Source organism: Mesotoga sp. B105.6.4, assembly GCF_002896535.1.
GTDB lineage: Bacteria > Thermotogota > Thermotogae > Petrotogales > Kosmotogaceae > Mesotoga.
The window spans coordinates 16,159-36,961 of record NZ_JWIM01000038.1 but is presented as its reverse complement, the minus strand read 5'-3'; the positions used below and the strand labels follow the sequence as shown (position 1 = coordinate 36,961).

General features: G+C 47.3%; 21 protein-coding genes. 14 read left to right on the top strand and 7 right to left on the bottom strand.

Features of this window, described 5'->3' with window-relative positions; translation table 11 throughout:
- Nucleotides 1–46: 46 nt before the first annotated feature.
- The 4 genes from RJ60_RS16535 to heR all read right to left on the bottom strand — a co-directional run bounded on the left by RJ60_RS16535 (nucleotide 47) and on the right by heR (nucleotide 2,562).
- Nucleotides 47–109 (bottom strand): hypothetical protein, encoded by a 63-nt coding sequence (locus RJ60_RS16535; RefSeq protein ID WP_374704109.1) that lies wholly within the window; start codon nucleotides 107–109, stop codon nucleotides 47–49.
- Nucleotides 110–262: 153 nt separating this feature from the next.
- Nucleotides 263–757, bottom strand: coding sequence for a Na+/H+ antiporter subunit E (locus RJ60_RS09005; protein ID WP_103134503.1), 495 nt, complete (start codon nucleotides 755–757; stop codon nucleotides 263–265).
- Between the two features lie 226 nt (nucleotides 758–983).
- On the bottom strand, nucleotides 984–1,721 hold the full coding sequence (locus tag RJ60_RS09000) for a class I SAM-dependent methyltransferase (protein ID WP_103134502.1): 738 nt from the start codon (nucleotides 1,719–1,721) through the stop codon (nucleotides 984–986).
- Between the two features lie 76 nt (nucleotides 1,722–1,797).
- A complete protein-coding gene (gene heR, locus RJ60_RS08995) occupies nucleotides 1,798–2,562 on the bottom strand; it encodes a heliorhodopsin HeR (protein WP_103134501.1) in 765 nt (254 codons plus the stop codon).
- A gap of 308 nt (nucleotides 2,563–2,870) precedes the next feature.
- Here heR and RJ60_RS08990 point away from each other — a divergent pair, with 308 nt between their 5' ends.
- The 8 genes from RJ60_RS08990 to RJ60_RS08955 all read left to right on the top strand — a co-directional run bounded on the left by RJ60_RS08990 (nucleotide 2,871) and on the right by RJ60_RS08955 (nucleotide 11,044).
- On the top strand, nucleotides 2,871–3,164 hold the full coding sequence (locus RJ60_RS08990) for a protease inhibitor I42 family protein (protein WP_103134500.1): 294 nt from the start codon (nucleotides 2,871–2,873) through the stop codon (nucleotides 3,162–3,164).
- A gap of 667 nt (nucleotides 3,165–3,831) precedes the next feature.
- Nucleotides 3,832–4,458: a bifunctional 4-hydroxy-2-oxoglutarate aldolase/2-dehydro-3-deoxy-phosphogluconate aldolase gene (locus tag RJ60_RS08985; protein WP_103134499.1), complete on the top strand. Its 627-nt coding sequence runs from the start codon at nucleotides 3,832–3,834 to the stop codon at nucleotides 4,456–4,458.
- Entirely contained in the window at nucleotides 4,445–5,344 is a 900-nt protein-coding gene (locus RJ60_RS08980; protein ID WP_103134498.1) for an ROK family protein, read from the top strand. The genes RJ60_RS08985 and RJ60_RS08980 overlap by 14 nt, the downstream gene beginning before the upstream one ends.
- 119 nt (nucleotides 5,345–5,463) lie before the next feature.
- Complete coding sequence (locus RJ60_RS08975; RefSeq protein ID WP_258006245.1) at nucleotides 5,464–6,489, top strand: LacI family DNA-binding transcriptional regulator; 1,026 nt, start codon at nucleotides 5,464–5,466, stop codon at nucleotides 6,487–6,489.
- 40 nt (nucleotides 6,490–6,529) lie between these two features.
- Nucleotides 6,530–7,948 (top strand): L-fucose/L-arabinose isomerase family protein, encoded by a 1,419-nt coding sequence (locus RJ60_RS08970; RefSeq protein ID WP_103134496.1) that lies wholly within the window; start codon nucleotides 6,530–6,532, stop codon nucleotides 7,946–7,948.
- A gap of 44 nt (nucleotides 7,949–7,992) precedes the next feature.
- Nucleotides 7,993–8,640 carry a transaldolase family protein gene (locus tag RJ60_RS08965; protein WP_102818978.1) on the top strand — a complete coding sequence of 216 codons (648 nt, stop codon included), beginning with the start codon at nucleotides 7,993–7,995 and terminating at the stop codon, nucleotides 8,638–8,640.
- Nucleotides 8,637–9,626: a carbohydrate kinase gene (locus tag RJ60_RS08960; protein WP_102818977.1), complete on the top strand. Its 990-nt coding sequence runs from the start codon at nucleotides 8,637–8,639 to the stop codon at nucleotides 9,624–9,626. The genes RJ60_RS08965 and RJ60_RS08960 overlap by 4 nt, the downstream gene beginning before the upstream one ends.
- Nucleotides 9,623–11,044: a rhamnulokinase family protein gene (locus tag RJ60_RS08955; RefSeq protein WP_103134495.1), complete on the top strand. Its 1,422-nt coding sequence runs from the start codon at nucleotides 9,623–9,625 to the stop codon at nucleotides 11,042–11,044. The genes RJ60_RS08960 and RJ60_RS08955 overlap by 4 nt, the downstream gene beginning before the upstream one ends.
- On the opposite strand, the gene RJ60_RS08950 is transcribed toward RJ60_RS08955, so the two are convergent.
- The 3 genes from RJ60_RS08950 to RJ60_RS08940 form a co-directional block, all read right to left on the bottom strand.
- The gene (locus tag RJ60_RS08950) at nucleotides 11,037–11,645 is read right to left on the bottom strand and encodes a bifunctional 4-hydroxy-2-oxoglutarate aldolase/2-dehydro-3-deoxy-phosphogluconate aldolase (protein WP_103134494.1); all 609 of its coding nucleotides are present in this window, start codon (nucleotides 11,643–11,645) and stop codon (nucleotides 11,037–11,039) included. The two genes, RJ60_RS08955 and RJ60_RS08950, sit on opposite strands and share 8 nt — an antisense overlap.
- 22 nt (nucleotides 11,646–11,667) lie before the next feature.
- A complete protein-coding gene (locus tag RJ60_RS08945; RefSeq protein WP_103134493.1) occupies nucleotides 11,668–12,588 on the bottom strand; it encodes a hypothetical protein in 921 nt (306 codons plus the stop codon).
- A 472-nt stretch (nucleotides 12,589–13,060) separates the two neighbouring features.
- Nucleotides 13,061–14,689 carry an ABC transporter substrate-binding protein gene (locus tag RJ60_RS08940; RefSeq protein WP_103134506.1) on the bottom strand — a complete coding sequence of 543 codons (1,629 nt, stop codon included), beginning with the start codon at nucleotides 14,687–14,689 and terminating at the stop codon, nucleotides 13,061–13,063.
- A gap of 686 nt (nucleotides 14,690–15,375) precedes the next feature.
- Here RJ60_RS08940 and RJ60_RS08935 point away from each other — a divergent pair.
- The 6 genes from RJ60_RS08935 to RJ60_RS08910 are packed head-to-tail and all read left to right on the top strand — an operon-like array spanning nucleotide 15,376 to nucleotide 20,746.
- Nucleotides 15,376–16,116 (top strand): GntR family transcriptional regulator, encoded by a 741-nt coding sequence (locus RJ60_RS08935; protein ID WP_103134492.1) that lies wholly within the window; start codon nucleotides 15,376–15,378, stop codon nucleotides 16,114–16,116.
- Between the two features lie 29 nt (nucleotides 16,117–16,145).
- Nucleotides 16,146–17,393 carry an ABC transporter substrate-binding protein gene (locus RJ60_RS08930; protein ID WP_103134491.1) on the top strand — a complete coding sequence of 416 codons (1,248 nt, stop codon included), beginning with the start codon at nucleotides 16,146–16,148 and terminating at the stop codon, nucleotides 17,391–17,393.
- 49 nt (nucleotides 17,394–17,442) lie between these two features.
- Nucleotides 17,443–18,309, top strand: a complete 867-nt coding sequence (locus tag RJ60_RS08925) for a carbohydrate ABC transporter permease (protein WP_102818970.1) — start codon at nucleotides 17,443–17,445, stop codon at nucleotides 18,307–18,309.
- A gap of 9 nt (nucleotides 18,310–18,318) precedes the next feature.
- Nucleotides 18,319–19,161: a carbohydrate ABC transporter permease gene (locus tag RJ60_RS08920; protein ID WP_102818969.1), complete on the top strand. Its 843-nt coding sequence runs from the start codon at nucleotides 18,319–18,321 to the stop codon at nucleotides 19,159–19,161.
- A 4-nt stretch (nucleotides 19,162–19,165) separates the two neighbouring features.
- Nucleotides 19,166–19,978, top strand: a complete 813-nt coding sequence (locus RJ60_RS08915) for a nucleoside phosphorylase (RefSeq protein ID WP_103134490.1) — start codon at nucleotides 19,166–19,168, stop codon at nucleotides 19,976–19,978.
- 6 nt (nucleotides 19,979–19,984) lie between these two features.
- Nucleotides 19,985–20,746: an SDR family NAD(P)-dependent oxidoreductase gene (locus RJ60_RS08910; RefSeq protein WP_103134489.1), complete on the top strand. Its 762-nt coding sequence runs from the start codon at nucleotides 19,985–19,987 to the stop codon at nucleotides 20,744–20,746.
- Nucleotides 20,747–20,803 lie beyond the last annotated feature (57 nt).

Sequence of the window (20,803 nt, the reverse complement as noted above, 5' to 3'; positions counted from 1 at the left end):
AGTCTCTTTGAGGGAATGAACTCACCTGTTTCAGGATCGATCTTTCCTATACACACTCTCTTATTACGTGGCTGCTTCTTCTCTTTATCCCAGTAAGATATCCCCTCATAAACGTAGGTAACCCCTGTATCCTTATTTCTTACATGAATACGATGAGCCATGCATTCTCTCCTCTCAATAGGTACAATTATACCTAATAAATGGACGAAATGCAAGCCCACAAGATACTGTAACAAAGATACTCTGTTGCCTTCGAAGAAACCTAGTTACAAAACAAGCGGGATGTCAGGTTCTCAAACTTTCCCGAGATCGCTTCTCTTATTCTCTCGGGTTCATCGGCCTTCTTGTCTATCCAGTGAACCAAGAGACGGTCTTCACCAATGTCTACAGTCAAGGTTCCCGGAGTGAGAGTTATCGAGTTGGCCAGAATGAGCTTCGAGATCTCCCCTTTCAAATCAGTTTTAACTTCGACCATCGAAGGGTTTATAGGAAGAGAGGGATTTAAAACTCTTTTGGCTACATCGATATTTGCCTTAACCATTTCCATAATGAAGATTGGAACGAAGAGGATTACGAATCTGAAAACGCGAACAGGAAAATCGAGACCGATCCGGAATCTTGAATATTTGCTCAAGATGATGGCAACGACAACAGAAACCACAAGCCCAAGAAGTACCTCGGCAAGAGCAAAACTCCCAGTAAAGCCCAACCAGATGATAAAGGAGATTACCAGTAGAGAGATAAATTGCAGGGCCATTGCACCACCCCTTCATGTGAATTTTGTGAAATATCCCACTTATCGATAAAAGTATCATACCATAACCCGGTACAGGGTATTACAATACTTCATCGTTCATCATTTCACATCATTACCTCAGCAATAAGCCGAAAGCTACTGAACTGACGAACCTCCGATGATCCAGGAAAAGACTATGTGTCTATGATAATTCAATAAGCAATTCCAAAAGGCCAAGAGATAGACTCTAACCATTTTCGCCGCTGGATGTTTTCCTGAAGATGAATATTGAAAAGTCGTGTGAGAACTCGTTGCCGGAGATGGCTTTCATAATTTGCCCCACCTTCTCGATTGGGAATTCGAGCGTAAGAGCCTTTTCAATTTTCTCACGGTTTTTTGCTCTCCATTTCGTCCTTACAACCCTTTCTAAGAAGCCCTTTGATAAGAAGTATTCGGAAATCTCTCTTTGGAGGCTTTTCAGATCCCGACCGTATGAGAGCTCGAGGAAATCCGCATACTGGCCGGAAGAGTAATTGTTCTGAATATTGAAGAAATGCCCGCCGGTCTTCAGTACCCTCTTGACTTCTTCAATCCCCTCTTCGCAACTCCCGGTGTATTTCACGGGCGGACCAAAGAAATACGCAAGTCTCGCGTGCACGATATCTGCCAGATCAGATTTCAGGGGTAGATCCTCGGCAAATCCCTTAACCACAGAGAAGTTCGATCTGAAGTCACGGGCTTGCCTTGAAATCAATTGTCTTAGCATTCCCGAATCCGGTTCCACGGCGTAGACCATAGAGGCAGTGCCGGCGTACATATGCGAGTGGAAGCCTGATCCTGCCCCAACATCGACAATTACACTGCCATCGAAATCGCAGAACTCCTGCATGACCTTCTCGATTTTCCTTTCCGGGTCGATCAATTCATTCTGAAGCTCGTACAACTCCGGATTGGCCGAACCGGCGTAAAAGTAGAGATTTGGCATATCGATGCCCTCCTGGAATTATCATAACAAAGAGACCCCTTTCGGGGCCCCACCCAATACTCCTCAGAGATTTCTATCAAACCGGCCTGAGCATTCCGGCAAAAACCTGCCACGCAAGTACACTCTTAGCGACAAGGCTGAGAAGAACATACATAGTCTCTCCGAAAAGATAGTTCTTCCAAGGACCGATCTTCTTGTACTGAAGAAACATGTTTATAGCAAAGCTGTTGAAGAAGACGAGGAAAGTAATGAGAATTGCATAGACAAAAGACGGGAACTCAACATTCGCCTTTCCAAGAGATGTGAACAAGTAGATGAAGACAGCTATCCAGGTAACCGCCCCGGCTATACAGCCGAAAATGAAGGACGTCCAGTTTGTCCTTTCGGTTGTCTGATTGTGAAGTTCCATCATAAGTCCAAAGAGATTCATGAGCGCGTTAACAGTGAAGAGGAGCATGAGGCTGACTATGTCCAACATTCCCGAGAACATTGCGATGGCAACAATCATCACGGAAGAACTGATGGAATACTCGTACCATCTGGCATAGTTAATCCCTCTCTGAAGATTTCTTGCGTACCACCCAAAACCAAAGGTTGAGACTATTAAATGCGCTATGGCGGACATGAAGAGAAAACTTGCTATGAAAGGCCCCATCTTCAAATCCAAGAAGTTCTCCGTTGCGGGAACCAGCCTCATTATCTCCCTGTCGAACTCCAGGTAGTTTCTCGTAATCGTCAAAGCAGAATCATTACTGACTATGAGCATAATGATTCCCTGTACAAGGTGCAAAAAACCCATTATTAGGTTGTAGATACGAAGCTTTTTATAGGCGGATTCCATTTACTTTCCCTCCTTTTTTATATCATGAAGAAATATTAACACGAATGATTGATTAGTTGAGTGCTAAAAAACCACATTATCCGATGGAATGACGAGAAAGCCGCATTAGATGTATAAGCCGTTGTCATAAAGGATTGTCGCTATTGAATTCCGGCCGTTCCGCGGACAATTAACCATGAATTCGGAGAGACTTACTTTAGAGCGGTGACATCTTACCTGAATACTCTTTTTCTTTTGATCCTTTATTTCTGAGATCGTCTAATCCTTGCATAAAGGTTTTTGCAACAGGAGCATAATAGGAGGTACTTATGACTCTTAAGAACCATTACAAAATCTCTTTCATAATGACGATTGTCTTCCTGGCTTTCTATGGAACTCCTCTTGTCGGAATCGGAAATTCGGGAGAATCAGAGATCCCGGTTATGATAAATAGGGTCAGCTATGAGCAACGGCTGAAAGTCCAACTGGAGGAGTACGCTTCGACCGGCTACACATGGCACTACTATTCATCAAAAGCCAACGCGTTTTCGCTGTTTTCGAAAGAAGTTTCCGTTGACCAATCTGAAAACGCCGTCCAAGGAGGCGGTTCGACAGTAACCTGATTATTCAGTCCCAAATCCTTAGGCAGCTTTGCAATAATTTTCAAACTCTACAGAGAATGGGAAGGCGAAGAAGAAGCTGCCGAAATAAGGGTGTTCAATGTAGAAGTGGATGACAAAACTTTAAGTGAGTGTATCCCCGATTATGTAAAAATCATTGGCAGTTCTTCGGGTTCCGTAAGCCCGGGTGATCTATTCTCATTTACCGTTGAGGAAGATTCCTCTGCCAGATTTTTATGGAGCATACAGAGCAATGGCTAAATACTGAGACTCATAGCTAACAGGTACATCGATCCTTCTAAGAGCCAATCCTCTCCGGGTGACATTTCAAACTTTACAGTGACAGGCATTCAGACCGGGAAGCGTTCATTCGATTTCGAAGCCCTAAAAAGAGGAGTCTCTCTAATAGAATTCGGATTCTCTAGCCAGGTTGAAAGCGATGGAAATAGCTCGATACTGTACGCAAGCGTCGCTGTTGAATAGCGCTGAAAGATCGGGAAATCTTTTCGGCAATCCGCGATTACCTCAATGCGGGGAGATAAATCAGAGAAAACCAAATGCTTGAGTGAATAGTCTCCTTTCCAGGAAGCGGGAAATGAGGCGATACCTCCTGATATACTAAGTGCAGAGAATCACTTCTGCCCGTACGAGAAAGGAGGGGTATTTTGTTGTGTTTGAAAAACTGATGAATGAAAAGGTCATGACAGTAATAAGGGGTCTTACGCTCAATCAATCGAGGAAGTTGTGTGAAATGCTTCTGGAAAACGGTTTGACAGTTCTGGAAGTCAGTTTCTCCGATGAATCTTCTTCAGAGATACTGCATGAACTCAAGAGGGAATTCTATGAGAAGCTCGTGATCGGGGCCGGTACCATATACGATGAGACTGCTTATTCGAGAGCGCTTCGCTCAAATGCCGATTTCGTTCTCAGCCCTGGATTTAGCGAGGAAATCGCGAAGTTGTCGGCAAGGGACGGGATTAGTTACATACCCGGAGTCTACACTTCTACAGATGTACAGAAGGCACTGAACAACGGATTCAGCTTCCTGAAACTCTTCCCCGGCGGTTCTGAAGGACTGCATTTGCTCAAAGCATACAGGGGTCCGTTTCCCACTGTCAAGTTCATGCCTTTTGGCGGAGTAACGGCCGAAAACGCTAACGAATACATGAAAGCAGGAGCCGTTGCGCTCGGAATTGGTTCCTACATAGCAAACAGGAATCTCTTTGATGAAGGAAAAGAAGGGGAGGTTCTTGAAAGGATCCTGAAAATTTGGAGAGCCGTAAATGCCAGCAGTTGATATAGCGATCGACATAGGGGGTACCAAAACCCTCGTATCGGTTTTTGGCGATAGCGAACAGGAACCTTATTCATCGGAAGAATTTCCCACCAGACCGGCCGAAGGAATTGACAGTTTCTTCGAGCGACTTAGTGACATCTGTCTCCGCATGAAAGGAAATAGAAATATCAACCGCTGGGGGCTTTGCACGGCAGGTGTCGTCAGCCCCGAAAAGGGCAATTTGATCTGGTCGCCGAACCTCGGGTGGAAAGACGTGGAGCTCTTCAGAAGAGCTTCCTCCTTTCTCGATACCAAAGGCGTGGTCGAAAACGACTGCAATGCGGCGGCTTTTGGAGAATGGACATTCAGAAAGGATATTGAATCGCTCATCTACGTCACCGTCAGTACGGGAATAGGCATGGGAATAGTTGCCCGGGGGAAAGTCTTACGGGGAGCAAACAACGCAGCGGGGGAAGTCGGTCACACAATAGTGAAACCGGATGGTCCAACTTGCACATGTGGTCGCCGCGGTTGCCTGCAAGCAATCTCAGGCGGCAGAGGCCTTGAGAACAGAGCGCATGACTTGCTTGGGATTGAGATCTCTACAAAAGAGATAATTGATCGCGCACAGTTGAACGAACCGCTCTTCAAAGAAATGATAACCGAAGCCTCTGAAACGCTTGGACGATTCCTCTGCAATCTCATAGATTCTCTCGATCCTTCTGTACTTGTAATCGGAGGAAGTCTCGGGAAAAACCAGTACTATTTCGACAGAATACTCAAGGTTATTGAAGAGAATCGCTACAGAATTCCAGGAAAAAAGGTAAAGGTCGAGCTTTCCTCTATGAAACCCAATCCAAACATAATTGGAATACTCTCTCTGTCAAGGAGAACACACAAAGACTGACCTCTTCTACTTAAGCTCTATCTACGACTCTATGTTACCACTTTGCTTTTCAATCAAGGACGACCCATAGTATAATGAAAAAGAACGCAAACGTTTGCGAAAGGTTGCGATATTACGTGATGAAGAAAGCAACGATTAAAGACATTGCGAGCGAACTGAACATATCTCCATCGTCTGTGTCGCGTGCTCTATCAGATGGACCTGGAGTTAGCCCTTCACTCAAGGAAGCGATTCTGAACGCGGCAGAAAGGCTGAATTATATCCCGAACTCGTCTGCAAAATCATTGAAGACAATGAAGACTCAAACTATAGGACTAATAGTATCGGATATCAGAAATCCGTTCTTTCTTGATTTCATGAGTGGAATAGAAACCGTACTCTTTCCTAGAGGCTATAAATTCATCGTCTGTGACATCGGGGAGGATTTCGAGAAAGAGAGAGTCTACATCAAATGGCTCCTCGAACACGGTGTAGAGGGGATACTTTCCTCGCCCTGTCAAGGAGAAGACGGAAGGAACAACTCAAAACTCTACAGAGAGGCAGTCAGGAGAAACATTCCTGTCGTCTTCTACGACAGAATTCTCGAGGGAATGGAGAGAATCAGTTCGGTAACTCTCGATAACCGACAGGCGATTCTTCAGGGAGTGTTGCATCTAAAGGAAAACGGTCACAGCAAGCTCGGAATAGTCCTTCACAAAAAGGGAATCTATACAATAGAAGAGAGACGCATGGCCTTTTTGGATGCTTGCAAGATGCTGGACATTGAGATAAACAAAGACTGGATTATCGAAAATGCTGTGGACGCGGAGAGGGCTTCGCTGTCACTGGAATCTGTTCTGAAATCGGGCAAGAGACCGGATGCGATCATATCCACAAACCAGTTTCTAAATGAGGTCATAGTTGCAACCGTGAGGCGGATGGGCCTGAAAATCCCAGATGACCTGTCGATTGTAGGCTTCGATGACCATTCCATGAACGAACTAATCGATCCTCCCTTGACGACGATCAGACAGCCGGTTCTCGACATCGGAAGGATTGCCGCCACGATACTGCTGAGCGAAATAGACGGAACAAGAGGTGAGAAATCGAAAGTTGTGCTGAAGGCGGAACTGCTTCAAAGAAAATCTGTGTCAAAGCTCATATAGATAAGCTCGAAGAAAACATTGAAAAGAGGAGGAATGCTCAATGAAAAAGAGAAAGGTTGGAGTGATCACTTTTTCCGACGGGCGCGATTTTGTTCACAACGATCTGATCGAAATGAACAAGGGGTTTCAAGACAGGTTGGTTAAGGCCCTTGAAGCAACGGGTGAAGTGGAAGTTGTCACAGCCTCCGATATAGTCTGGAAGCCTTCGCTCGCGAAGAAGGCCGGCAAGGAACTGATGAAGGCCGAGGTTGAGGCCACGATATTTAACTACGCCATCTGGTGCTGGCCGCATCTTTCCGTGATGGCCTCGCTTTATGCACCAGGTCCTTTCCTCACCTATGGACAGATCAACCCGGCGTATCCGGGAATGGTCGGGCAGCTGGCGGCCGCCGGCGCACTGGAACAGGTCGGAATAATGCCGGAAAGGGTGTGGGGAAACCCCGAAGATTCAGATGTAATCGAGAGAGTCATGCACTTTTTGAGAGCTGCGTCGGCAGCGGCAAGACTTAAGGGCGAGAGGTATGGTATGTTCGGCGGCCGCCCGATGGGAATGTACACCGCCACCGCGAACGGTGATCAGTGGCTGAAGGAGTTCGGCGTCGATGTCGAGCAGATTGACCAGTATGAGCTCGTAGTGAGAGCGGAGAAAGTGCCGAAGGACGTCACAAAAGCAGCTAGAGAGTGGCTTGAGAAGCTTGCAACTGTAAAGTACGACGGCAAACAGCTTACACCTGAAAAACTGGAGAAGCAGATCGCACTCTACGAAGCCGCACTCAGTATCATAAAAGAGTACGAACTGGATTTTGTTGGCTTCAAAGGTCAGCCCGAAATGACAAACAACTACGCAACTATGGATATTGTAGAGGCCTTCCTCAACGATCCGTACGACTGGCACGGTTCAAAGGAGACAATCGTTGCGGCCACCGAAACGGATATGGATGGAGCTCTGACAATGGAGATCTTCAAGCATATTGCTCAGACTCCTGTTCTATTTGCAGACGTGAGACATTACTTTGAAGAAGAAAACCTGCTAGATCTCTGTAACTCGGGCACTCACGCGACTTATTTTGCAGGAAAATCGATGAATCCCGAAGTTAATCTCAAAAACGTAGAATTGTATCCAGAGGACTTCTACTTCCCTGCCGGAGGAGCAGCCGTAAAGCACTTCGCGGCACCTGGGCGAGTTACCCTTGCCAGGCTTGCAAGACAGAACGGCGAGTACATCATGACAATAGTACCGGGAGAGTTCGTTAAGCTCTCTGAAGCCGAAGAAAAGAAGCTGTCGGAGAAGGTCCAGATCGAATGGCCGCATGCCTATGTGAAGCTGGATACGGACATGGAAACCTTCCTGAGATACTACCCGTGCAACCACACTCACGGTGTCTACGGCGATTTTGTAGAGGAACTGGTACAGTTCTGTGATATAAAGGGTATTGATTACCAGATTCTTGCAGAGTAAACTGCATTTCAAGACATATAGTTTCTTAAGAAAGGAGCCTGATAATGTTATACATTGACGGTATTTGTGAAAAGAGCGTTGAGCTCGTTAAGCAACCTGTTTTTGCAGGAATAACAACAAACCCGACTATCCTGAAACGCGACAGACCAGGATGGGGCCTAATGGACGCAATGAAGTTTCTCTCAAAGGTCCCGGGAGAGCGTCACTTTGTTCAAGGCAGCATATCATCGACAAACTGGATACAGAAAGTGAAGGAGTTCATCAAGAAGAGTGATTTCGACCCCGAATTCTTCACCGTAAAGCTTCCTTGGGACCCGGAAAAGGCGTCGTCATTTGTTCCTGAGCTTGACGAGATTGGTGTCGGTGTTTGTGCAACGGCAGTTTACACGGTAGAGCAGTATTATGCCGCGCTCAGCATGGAAGTCGAGTATGTGGCCGTGTACTTCGACAGAATGAAGAAGGCTGGAATCGATCCGGAGGAGAGGATCACCGAAATGCTTGAGATCGGAGACTGGCACTCAAATGCCCCTCGAATAATAGCGGCAAGCATTAAGGATATCGATAGCGCAAACAAGCTTCTTTCTCTCGGGGTCCACGATCTCACTCTCCCAATAGAAATTGCGAAAGAATACATAAAGGGAAGCTTTCCTGCAGATGATCTCGATAGATTCGAGGGAGACTTCAAGTTATGAAGGATTGGCCTAAGCCGGTTCTGTGCTCTGGAGAGATCCTCTTCGATTTCATCTCTAGAGAACCGATGAAGGGCCTGGAAGGCACCACCCTGTTCGAGAAGAAACCGGGTGGCGCCCCTTTCAACATCTCTGCCGGCCTTCACAGGCTTGGAGTTCCTATGGAATTTCTTGCGAAGATCGGGATGGATGAATTTGGTAATGCACTACTCGAGTATTTGAAGTCTCTCGGAATGTCCACGGGCTACATCGTACGAGAAAGAGGCACAAAGACTCCGATAGCATTTGCTGCGCTGGATGGCGAAGGCAAACCTGAATTTCGCTTCTACTGGGACCACGCCGCCCATTTATCGCTCAAATCAGAAGAAATAAGAGAGATCGACCCTCTGAACTTTTCTCTTTTCCATTTTGGCGCGATAGTTCTCCTTGAAGAACCGTCGGCATCCACTTATATGGAACTGTTTGAAAGGTTCAGTTCAGGAGGAGTCAAGACTTCATTCGACCCCAACATTCGAAGAAGCGCAATAGAAGAACACGATTCATTCAGGGCCATAGTCAAAGAAATCATCTCCAGAGTCGATATTCTCAAGCTCAGCGACGACGACCTGCTATATATATGTGACAGCGACAGTCTGGATAAGGCCCTATCCCGACTGGAAGTCAGACCGGACACGCTCGTCTTCCTTACCCTAGGCAGCAGGGGATCTATTGTTTATCGCGGAAGGACTTCTGTAAGAAGAGAGGGGTTCAAAGTAAGAGTGGCCGAGACCACCGGTTGTGGAGATTCATTCATGGCCGCAGTAATCTCGAGGCTCTACAATATGGACCATGAAGAACTGCATAATCTTACCGAAGAAGCTCTGGGAAGCATTCTGACTTTTGCCAACGCAGAGGCTGCGATCGTCGCAACAAGATATGGCGGAGCAAGCTCGATGCCAACCGAAAGCGAAGTGAACCAGTTCCTTATGGAACGGGGTGTAGATCGTTGATCGGATTCCTCGCTATTGACATCGGTGCCTCCAGCGGCAAGGCCTTCGTCGGAAAGTACGATCGAAACAGGCTGGTTCTGGAAGAAGTACATCGCTTTTCAAACGAGCCAATTCATGTTGCCGGTTCGACTCACTGGAACCTCATTTCGCTTTACAGGAATGTAGTGGACAGCATTAAGGCCGCTTCAGTTCTGGGAATTGAGATTCGCAGCGTAGGAATCGACACCTGGGGAGTGGATTTCGGGCTAATCGACAGTTCCGGCTCGATTCAAGGTGACCCGAGACACTACAGGGACATGTTCAAGGACGATTCCATGGATTACGCAATAAAGAAGGCCGGCAAGCGATGGATCTTCGACAGAGCCCCAACACAGTTTCAGCCATTCAACACTCTCTATCAGCTTATATCTCTCAAACGCAAAAACAGCCGTCACCTGAAGAAGGCAGATACCCTTCTCCCGATGCCCTCACTGCTTACCTACTTCCTTACAGGGGAGAAGCTGACAGAGTTCACTTTCGCCACTACTACACAACTCTTCGACCCCGATCGGCATGACTGGAGCGAAGAGCTGATGAGATTTTTCGATCTACCTGAGATAATGACTCCTATTGTTGATCCTGGCGAAATCGCCGGAGAACTGCTTCCCTCAATCTCGAAAGAGCTCGATATAAAGGGCATGAAGGTCATTCTCCCCGCAAGCCACGACACGGCATCGGCCGTTTCGTCCATGGATCTTTCAGATGATTCGATGTTCGTCAGCGCCGGAACCTGGTGCCTGGAAGGGGTGTTGATCGACAAACCTTCCAGAGATGAAGATGTTATTGAAAACAACCTTGCCAACGAGGGCTGCTACGGAAGGAAGTACCGCCTGCTCAAGAATCTGACCGGTCTCTGGTTGGTTCAGGAACTACTCAGAGAGTGGAGGAAATCGGACCCTAATCTCGATCACTATGCATTGACCGAGATGGCGCAGACCGCCAGAAGCTATGAGAGAAAGATCGATGTCGAATCCAAAGCCTTCAAGAAACCAAAAAACATGGAGAAGGCTATACTCTCCGAAACCAAGAGTCTCGGGATCTCTTTGCAAAACAGGGGGGAGATCGTGAGAGCCGCGATCGAAGGAATCGCTTACCAGACGGAGCAGACGAGAAAACAATTGCAGTCAATAACCGGCCGGTCAATACGGAATATCAGAATGGTAGGCGGCGGCATTCGCAACAGACTTCTCTGTCAGCTGGTGTCAGACTACACAGGGCTTCCGGTAGTTGCAGGACCGGCAGAAGGGACTGCCACAGGTAACATCATAGTGCAGATGCTGGGCCTTGGAGAACTAAGTGACCTATCGCAGGCTCACGATCTTATTCAACGCTCATTCAACTTTCAAGAATACACTCCAAAAATGCGAGACTTCATCTAAAGAAACTCTTGACTTTGGCGACGTACTGTCTTGCCTTCTCCTCTATCTCTTCCGGAGTCCCCTTAGTCAGATCGGATCCTATACCAACAGCGGCCGTGCCTGCCTTGAACCATTTGTCGATATTGTCTAGACTAACCCCTCCGGACACTACGCAGAGAGCGTTGGGAAACGGTCCCCTGAGAGATTTGACGAAAGATGGGGAAAGAACGTCGCCGGGAAAGACTTTAACCATAGAACAGCCGAGCCCTGTGGCCTTGACATACTCAGTAGGCGTCATTATCCCCGGAAGGTAAAGCGTCTCGAGAGCCCTTGACTGTATTGCAAGCTCTTCGGACAAGTGGGGACTTACCACGTATTTTGCGCCGCTCTTAACCGCTATGTTAAACTGTTCGTCAGTGATAACCGTTCCAGCTCCAACGTAAGCCCCCTTTATCTCTTCAGAGAGAATCGATATAGCCTTCGGTGCGTCTGGAACCGTGAATGTAATCTCAAGGATCTTTATGCCACCTTTAAAGCAGCTCCTTCCTATCTCTACACATCTATCGACACTATCGCTTCTTATAACAGCCATTATCTTCTCTTGCAGAATGATATTCTTCACTCCAACCCTCCATTCATAGTGTTCAAAGAACGATTCTTCCAAAAGACTTGAGAACAGTTAGCGCCCTCAACGTAATTATAGCAACCCATTCATCCCATGACTTGGCCATTTCTCCGTCATAGAAGCTCTTGGACCAGGTGGGCTTGACTTTGCCATGCGTCTGAAACTCCCTGATATAGTACTCGATATTTTCTTCAATCAGATTCTGATCGATGCAGAAGAACTCGTCAGGGGAGGACACGAAGTCAAGAGGTTTGGCCACATACTCCGTCCTCCATTCTTCTTCATCCTTGCTCACAAGAGAACATACGGCTTCAGACAGCTTTGGCATGAGCTTGGCAGCCGTTTCTTCTTCAAGCTGTCTATAGAGTCTCACAAAACAGAAAACTTCGTGAAAGGAACCGAACTCGTCTTTGCTTTGAAGATACTCGATCGCCTTTAGGATAAGCATGTCTGTATCTAGACTTGTGTACTCCCTGTATCTGTGCAGATACCCAATTAATTCAGCGGTCGGGTTTCCCCAATTCGCATCAATCGCGCACATTCCCTTTTCTTCGTCGTACTCCCACCACGGAGCGTGCGGATGGTCGTTGACGGCTTTCGGAACTGCAAACCATCCCTTCCGTTCGGGAACATATGTGTTGTCAAGGTATTCAATTGACTTTGAGATAATCCCCTTTGCGAGAGGTACCTCATCGAAATCTCGCAAATATTGAAGTGCTATACTTGTCGCCATTGGAGATGAAGCTGGTAGTCTGAAATCCGGTTCTATTCCGTTTCCAAAACCTCCATCCAAATTTTGATAACCGGCGATTTCCTCGACAACATCATTTGCCGGGCCATCCATGAAATGGTAAGCAAAGAGCCTTCTTTCCAATTCTCTTCCACTCTCGAGAATAAAGTACTGGGCTCTTCTCAAAGGTTCCTTTTCAAGATAGAGCATCTCGAATACCCCCTTTATGTCCTCATCGTTGCCGACTGTGAACTCCCAAAACTTTCACGATCTCGAAGCTTGCTCCCAAAGGGCTGACCAAAACAGATTTCTTCTCCAGAGAAATGGTGACTGCTTGTGGTCGACCAAATTGCCGAATCACTGATTAACATCAAAACGTCGAGCTTTCAATGCCTTCTCTTGATGACAGATCACCGCCAAAGTGAGTGTCGGATGCAATCGCTGCACCTGCCCAAGCTAAAGGCTCTAGATGGGCCGCCCGGTTTGAAAACAAGAAAGCCACGGTTGTAGTCGCACCCAATCTCACTTCTTGCTGACCGTGTCCTCATCTCACTCATTCTCCGTGCTCTCTATACATTCGCCGGAGGATCCTAACTCTCTCTGCATTATCCCTCTCATATCCGCGCAAGAGTGGCGGGTCACCAATCTGTCAGTCGGCTATGATCAATCAAGTCAACCAAGTTCACCTTTTCAAAAACCACTCGGCGAGATTCTCGTACAGCTCTCCTCTCCCTGGAACGGGACCTTCAAGCTCACTGTTCCAGAACACATAAGAAAGACTGTGGGCCAGAATCAACACCGGAACATCATTTGTCCAGATCCTGTACGCGCCCAGATAATAAGGAGTCCGACTTGCCCAATCAGGTTCTATAGCGGCTCTTCTCAAAATCCTAAAAATCTGCTGGTTCAGATAACCGACTTCCCATCCCGTACTCAAATCATGTTCGTATTCATTGGTCCAGGGAGCAATTTCAGGGTACTCGAAAGCCTGAACTCGAAGGTAGGCCAGCTCGTAATCCGCGCCGTTGATGTCGCGAAGAAGGGTGCCCCAATCAAGCTTTTCGACTTCAAGCTTCACCCCTATTCTATCCCAGCTTCTTCTTAGTTCCTCAAGCAATCTCGTCTCAACTCCGTGATAGACTTTAATCTTCAAAGTAATGCCATTAGGATAGCCAGAATTTGCAAGAAGACTCTTCGCCCTTTCCGGATCGTATGGGAGATCCACTATCTGAGCCTCCAGTGTCTTGAAGAGTGCTGTCCTTGGATCGATAGGAATGAACGTCTTCATGGAATTTGGAATAGCTTCGAGAAGCGATTCATAGTTTAGAGACATCTTCATGGCCTGTCTTACCGCCTTCTCCGCAAGCAATTCGTTCCTGTGGTTTATCAAAACAACATGATAAGTACCGTCCGGAAAGCTTCCCGAAGTGAAGGTTTCTGATGAAGATAGCCTTATAAGTGCTTCGTTCTCCTCAGGTCCGTTGAAAAGCAGATGGAGCTCACCCCTTTCGAACATCTCGATCCTGTCTGAAGGTTCCGCCACTTCAACTAGCCTGATCTCATCAAGGAGACTCTTTTCAGGCCAATTATCGAAAACGAGAGGGAACAGGTCGTCGGCATGTCCTCCGTGCCAGTTCGGATTCCTCTTGAGAACAATGTTGCCCTTCACACTCTTCTGATCAAGAAGAAACGGACCCGAAGATGCTTCTAGAGGAGGCTTGTCCATCTCATGACTTGTCTTGAGGTTTTCGGGCGCAATTCCTAGCTTGTCTTGATAAACATGTTTTGCAAGAATCCCCGTCCTCAGGGAGTTTATGAATTCAGGATATGCCGAAGTGAAACTGAAAACCGCCGATTTGCTGTCTATTATCGTCAGCCCTTCATATCTAGGATCGTTAAGTGTTTGAAATAACGGAGAACTATCGGTATTGCGCCACGCTCTAACCGAATACTCTATGTCTGCAGTGGTTATAGGAGTGCCGTCATACCAGAAAATGTCTCTCCTCAACTCGATAAACAGTCGCGTGTTCGAGTCTCTCCATTCGAACTTCTCTACGAGAGAGGGGCTCAACTCGTCACCGCTTGCCAATCTGAATAGCGGATCCTGAATCGCAAACGTTACCCAAAAATCCCCTTCTGAAAGCTCAAACCCAGGCAAGAAGCTGAAAGTAGTATCCACAGGGAGGTATATCGTACCCCCGGCAACCTCAGCGTAAGTGAACTCATCACCTGTCTCTCTTACTTTCAGAACCGCTGTGAAAGAACTTGAAACGAACACGAGTATGAGAATAGCCAGAATAAGTCTCCTCACCGCAACCTCCAGAAACTTGTGTATTACCTCCATTATATTAGATGAAGAGAATTCAGTTTTGTTCGGAACAGGCAGGGGCTTCTGAAGAACGTGCCAGCAGGTGACGTTGGGGAAAGAACCTTGAAAAATAGTTGGTGGTGGATTGTTCGTTGTTGGCAAGAGTACAAATAGCCAAAGAGAGACTCCAGAGCAAGTATCTATTCTTATTTCCAGAGCGAGTACCTGTTCTTCGTTCTTGGTTAAGGTCAAAAAACTTGAGCTGAAATGAGCATTACATAATGGGATCTGCTCTTCGTTCTCGATTGCGAACAACACTATTAACTCCAGCTTTCTCGCGCTCTCTAATCATCTCATGGTTCTTAACCAAGAACCTGGGCGCGCAGCTCGAAACGATGAACCACTCTTTAAATCCTCGCTTGAGCACTCAACCTGGATCTAATCTCATCCGTCTCGTGCTCTCTCATCGTCTCGTGGTTTTTTGACTACGACGACGATTTCGGAGGACGGTGGACCGTTGACGGACGACGGATCCTTGTCTTCCCTGCGATCAGCGAATATCGGCTCTTCGGACGGCAGCTCTTTGACGGTTACCCTAAACCAGAAGGTTTCTGTAGTTTTTGCTTTTGACGATGAATAGTGTATATTCTACTTGTAGGACATCCTACATCACAAGAGAGGCGGTGTAGATGAAGGATATCGATCTTAACCATCATATTCATACTTCTCTTTCGGGAAAGATCCATAGCGAAATGAGAAACCTTATACTGAGCGGAGAGTTGAAGGCTGGCGAGAAGCTTCCTTCTGAACCTGACCTGGCAAGAAGGCTCGGTGTGAGCAGAAACTCTCTAAGGGAGGCGATTGGTCTTCTTCAGAAGGATGGTCTCCTCCTCAAAAGGCACGGGATCGGCACTTTTGTTACAGACAGATACCCGATCATCAAGGGTGGTATAGAAAGGCTTTCAAGCATAGCAAGTTTCATTGAATCTCAGGGCCATTCTGCAAGAAGCGAGGTCATACAGTTCGAAGAGTGTGTGTGCGATGGAAGGGCCGGCGAGCTCCTTGAACTGGAGGAAGGGAGCATAGTATATCTTCTTGAGACTGTGAAGTACGCTTCCGAGATCCCGGTTGCTGTTTGTGTTGACGTAATCCCGAGATCATTCGTTTCTCAAATAGATCCGGAGAGAATTCAGGGTTCCGTCTTTGAGGGTCTTGGAAAACACTATAATATCGACATAAGATATGCGGAGTGTGATCTCATTCCTTTCAAGTCCGACGAAGGATTGTCAAGAAAGCTGAGGATCGACGTAGGCACTTCGGTGCTCTTGCTTGAGCAAATTCATTACGACGTTCAAGATAGAAAGGTTCTGTACTCGAAGAGTTATTTGCCATCAGGAAAGTTCACTTTCAAGCTCATCAGAAGACGTTAATACATTAGCTCAACAGGAGGTATGGCGAAATGAGGAAGCTCGTACTTGCAATCGTTCTCTTACTGGGTGTCGTTCTTTCGGCTACTACGCTCGAAGTTCTGTGGATGGGATGGCCGCAAGATCAGGTTATGCAGGTGATCAACGAGTTCAAAGCCGAGAATCCGGGAATCGATGTGGACATTCAGCTCGTTCCTTTTGGCCAGCTGTTTCAGACAATTGAAGTCCGTTTGGCCGCCGGAGACGGTACTCCCGACGTTTACATCGTAGACGGACCCAATACCGCTTCTTACGCGGCAAGAGGTTATCTTCTCCCTCTCGACGAGCACTTTTCCGAAGAAGAGATGGCAGCCTGGTTCGATGCCTCCATAGAAGAGGGCAGTTATCATGGAACATTCTACTCCGTACCTTACGGAACTTCTTCCGCAGGTCTCTTCTATAACAAGGCCATCTTTGAAGAATATGGTATCCCCTTTCCTCCGGAGAGTCTTGAAGAGAGGCTGACGTGGGAAGAGGTTGCTGAAATTGCCAAGCAGCTTACGAAGGACACGAACGGAGACGGCATAACAGATATCTGGGGCCTGGTAATTGAGCAGATAGACAGACCCTATCTTATCTTCCCTATGGTTCAGTCTCTCGGTGCATCAGTACTATCTGACGATGGTTTTGTCTCACAGGGATACATCACTTCAGATGCTTTTGTGGAAGGCTCGACGTTCTACTGGAAGCTGTTTAATGAATGGAAGGTAAGCCCTCAAGGTCTAAGTGACTCGGCTATCTCACGAGAATATTTCGGAACCGGAAGAGCAGCAATGATGCTGGGGAACGAGTGGAACATAAGAAGAATGCTCCAATATCCCGATCTAGATTACGGACTCTCCCCCTTCCCATACTTCGATGGCGGAGTTGCGGTAACTCCTACGGGCAGCTGGCATGTCGGAATCAACTCTAAGACGAAGAAGCTCGATGCCGCCCTTGCTTTCACGAAGTTCATAACTGGTAAAGACGCCGTGATTACATGGCACAATCTAAACGGAATAGCGCCTGCTAGATCCGATGTTTACGAAGCACTCCCCCAGGTATTCGACAACCCCATGTGGCAGCTGTTTATTGCTGAGATGGAGACAACGGCAGTTCCGAGGCCGCGAACACCGGGTTATTCTCAGTATGAGCTCATGCTCAGAGAGGCATTCAACTCAATTCATTATGGTGCCGATCCGAGAAGCACGCTTGAGGAAGTCGCGGCAAGAATAGATAGAGAGCTTAGAAGATACAGATAATCGATTTTGGGATCGTACTTGACCTTAGGGTATTTCGGATGGTGTGCTGATGTTTCGAAACAATAAAGTGGCGTGGCTTTTCGTTCTCCCCGCGCTCGCGTTCTTAGTCGTTTTCAAAATCTGGCCTATTGGCGTTTCAGTTATTGAGAGCCTCACCACGACTAGTTTCACAGGGGTAAAGTCATTCGTGGGATTCGAAAACTACGAATATCTCTTCAAGTACGATCCCGTTTTTTGGAAATCGTTTTCCGTTACCCTAATCTACTCGATAGTTGTCAACCCGCTGATCGTGCTGACATCGTTATTAATGGCACTGCTTCTTAACTCAAGCCATTTCTTCACCAAGTTTTTCAGAACAGTTTTCTTCTTGCCTGCGGCGATTTCATTCGCGGTCGTTTCGGTGATCTGGATGGTTATGCTTGATCCCTACAACGGACTGGCCAACAGCTTCTTAACCATGTTTGGCTTCAAACCCCAGCCCTTCTTCGCCTCTCCGAATCAGGCTCTTTGGGGGCTTGTCCTGCTGAACGTATGGAGAAGTTCCGGTTACTGGATGATGTACTTTCTTGCTGGACTGCAGAACATTCCGGAGACATTGTACGAAGCGGCTGACATCGACGGAGCTTCTACATTCAGGAAGACGTTCAGGATAACTCTCCCATTGCTAACGAGAACCATATCGTTCGTTCTCGTTGCAAATACCGCTTTCAACTTCCTGAGCTTCGCGCCGGTATATATAATAACCAAGGGTGGCCCCATGGGTTCGACCAACCTTCTCATGTACGAATCCTACAAGAGCGCCTTCGTCAATCTCGACATGGGAAGAGCCTCGGCCATTACCACGATCTTGCTTGGTATTATCCTTCTATTCAGTTTTTTCGAGCTGCGATTCACCAGGGCTCGATTCGAGTATTGAGGTGGAATCATGAAGAAAAGAAGTCCGTGGAAAACTCTAGTTCTATTCGCCATTCTAGGCATAATAAGCCTCTTCTTCCTGATCCCGCTTATATGGGTAATCGCATCTGCGTTGAGGCCAGCCAGCCCACTCTATGAATATGCAAACCCCCTCACCTGGAGAACTTTCGTTCCTAGTAATCCTACGTTAGAGAACTTTGTTCACATATTCGTAAACCTGAACTTTGGCAGGGCCCTTATGAACAGTCTTCTCGTCTCAGTCTCAACGATTCTCCTAACAATTCTTGTGGCCTCAATGGCAGGATTCGCGCTCGCTAAATTCGAGTTCAGGGGCAAGGCGGCCCTTTTCACAATAGTCCTGATAACCTTCATGGTTCCCTTCGAATCGATTGTCATACCCCTCTATATCCTCATTAAGCAGCTGCGGATAGACAACACTTACTGGGCCCTGATCCTTCCCGGTGTCGCCAACGGCCTCGCCATCTTCCTGTTCAGGCAGTTCTTCTCCGAAGTGCCTTCAGAGATAATGGAAGCGGCAAGGATTGACGGTGCCTCCTGGTTCAGGATCTACTGGAAGATAGCTATTCCATTGAGCGTACCGGCAATAGTGACCGTGATTGTTATGGTATTCATGTTCCAGTGGAACTCATTGTTCTGGCCTCTTGTAGCAACCCATTCAAGCAGATTCGAAGTTGTGCAGGTAGCCATAGCGGCACACAGATCAACAGAAAACACCAGCTGGGCGAACTTATTCAGCTCGGCCATCGCCGGAAGCCTTCCGCCGGTCATTCTCTTCCTCTTCCTCCAGAAGTATTTCGTTCGGGGGATAAGCGGAACTGGATTGAAAGGATGATTATATGGACACTTCAAAAAAGGCAAAGAATCACTTGCAGATTTCTGCCAGCTCTCTCCCGGAGACAGCTCTTCTACCGGGCGATCCGGCTAGAGTCTATGAGATAGGAGAGTACTTGAGCGATGTCGAAGAGGTTGGAAACAACAGGGATTACATAACGATTACCGGCAAATACAAGGAACTGCCGATCACAGTATGTTCAAGCGGAATCGGAGGCCCTTCGACTGAGATCGCCGTAGTTGAACTCAACAAACTTGGAGTGAATACGATAATTCGCGTTGGAACCTCCGGAGGATTGGCGCCTGATGTGAAGCCCGGCGATCTTATGGTTATTTCAAGCTGCATAAGATACTCCGGAACTTCAAACCTCTTCATCCCGGAGAATTTCCCGGCTGTGGCGGATTATCTACTGCTCATGGCACTGGTTTCTGCCTGCGATGATTCCGGTGTAAACTACCACGTAGGCATGGGGCTTTCACTGGATTCCTTCTATGCAACGAAGCCCGCTCTTCTGAGAGAAAACTTCCCATCTATGATATACGGAAAGCTGGAAGAATGGATCGCCGCCGGTGCTCTTCAGCTCGATATGGAAGCGGCGACTTTATACGTTCTTTCTTCTCTCCTGAAGATCAAGGCCGTGACTATCTGCACTGCCGGATCGAACATACCGAAAGGGGAGAGGCCGGACCCGCCTCCTTCAAATGAGAATGCGATTAGGGCAGCATGCGAGGGGGCTTTGAAGTACAACAACTGGCACGAAATCTCAATCAGGCGGGGAAAGGACTTCACTCTCCCCCCGATTGCCGATCAGGGGTGAAGAACTGTGAGTGAGAGACTGACAGGAAAAACGGCACTGATTTTCGGGGCCGGGAGAGTCGGAGGCTCGGCCGCCAGAGCCTTTGTAAACGAGGGCGCGAAGGTCATTATACTGGATAGAGACGAAGATAAGCTTGAAACGCTTAAGGAAGAGCTCGAGCAAACGAAAAGAGGATTCTGCTCGACGATATGCGCAAACATAGACAATCAAAAAGATGTGGACGAGATCTCCAATCTGATTGAAGAGAATACATGGAAGGTAGACATTCTTCTTAACTGCCCCGCTTACATATTCAGGGCGCCTTTTCTAAACCACCCAATTGATGAGATTGATCGACAGTGGCATATAAACGTGAGGATAGTGTTCATGGTAAGTCAGGCAGTAGCAAAGATGATGGCAAATAACGGTGGTGGAAAGATTATCAATCTGGCCTCGGTCGGAGGGCTCTTTCCAGAGAGGGAACACGCTGGCCACTGCGCTGCCAAGGCTGGAATCATAGCTATTTCGAGGGTGATGGCCCTTGAACTCGCTCCACTGAACATTCAAGTGAACGTAATTGCACCAGGCCCCACGGAGACCATTCCTTTTTCGTCACCTTTCTATTCACAGCATCCAGAAGTTCTGAAAAGAATAGAAGAAAGAACCCCTGCCGGAAGAATAGGACATCCCGAAGACCACACCGGCCTCATGGTATTTCTTGCATCGGAGGAATCAAACTGGATAACTGGCCAGGTTATACTTTCAGACGGAGGATTGGGTTTAGTTTAGAGTTGGAAGGATTTGACAAATTCAGATGCCCCGGCTCGACTCCGGGGCATCTTTATC

Bases quoted from the DNA above. Each gene is read 5' to 3' on its own strand.
- RJ60_RS08960 (WP_102818977.1), top strand. From the start codon at position 8,637: ATGAAGGATTGGCCTAAGCCGGTTCTGTGCTCTGGAGAGATCCTCTTC.
- RJ60_RS09005 (WP_103134503.1), bottom strand. From the start codon at position 757: ATGGCCCTGCAATTTATCTCTCTACTGGTAATCTCCTTTATCATCTGG.
- RJ60_RS08945 (WP_103134493.1), bottom strand. From the start codon at position 12,588: ATGCTCTATCTTGAAAAGGAACCTTTGAGAAGAGCCCAGTACTTTATT.
- heR (WP_103134501.1), bottom strand. From the start codon at position 2,562: ATGGAATCCGCCTATAAAAAGCTTCGTATCTACAACCTAATAATGGGT.
- RJ60_RS08920 (WP_102818969.1), top strand. From the start codon at position 18,319: ATGAAGAAAAGAAGTCCGTGGAAAACTCTAGTTCTATTCGCCATTCTA.
- RJ60_RS08930 (WP_103134491.1), top strand. From the start codon at position 16,146: ATGAGGAAGCTCGTACTTGCAATCGTTCTCTTACTGGGTGTCGTTCTT.
- RJ60_RS08975 (WP_258006245.1), top strand. From the start codon at position 5,464: ATGAAGAAAGCAACGATTAAAGACATTGCGAGCGAACTGAACATATCT.
- RJ60_RS08980 (WP_103134498.1), top strand. From the start codon at position 4,445: ATGCCAGCAGTTGATATAGCGATCGACATAGGGGGTACCAAAACCCTC.
- RJ60_RS09000 (WP_103134502.1), bottom strand. From the start codon at position 1,721: ATGCCAAATCTCTACTTTTACGCCGGTTCGGCCAATCCGGAGTTGTAC.
- RJ60_RS08915 (WP_103134490.1), top strand. From the start codon at position 19,166: ATGGACACTTCAAAAAAGGCAAAGAATCACTTGCAGATTTCTGCCAGC.
- RJ60_RS08935 (WP_103134492.1), top strand. From the start codon at position 15,376: ATGAAGGATATCGATCTTAACCATCATATTCATACTTCTCTTTCGGGA.
- RJ60_RS08965 (WP_102818978.1), top strand. From the start codon at position 7,993: ATGTTATACATTGACGGTATTTGTGAAAAGAGCGTTGAGCTCGTTAAG.
- RJ60_RS08990 (WP_103134500.1), top strand. From the start codon at position 2,871: ATGACTCTTAAGAACCATTACAAAATCTCTTTCATAATGACGATTGTC.
- RJ60_RS08925 (WP_102818970.1), top strand. From the start codon at position 17,443: ATGTTTCGAAACAATAAAGTGGCGTGGCTTTTCGTTCTCCCCGCGCTC.
- RJ60_RS08970 (WP_103134496.1), top strand. From the start codon at position 6,530: ATGAAAAAGAGAAAGGTTGGAGTGATCACTTTTTCCGACGGGCGCGAT.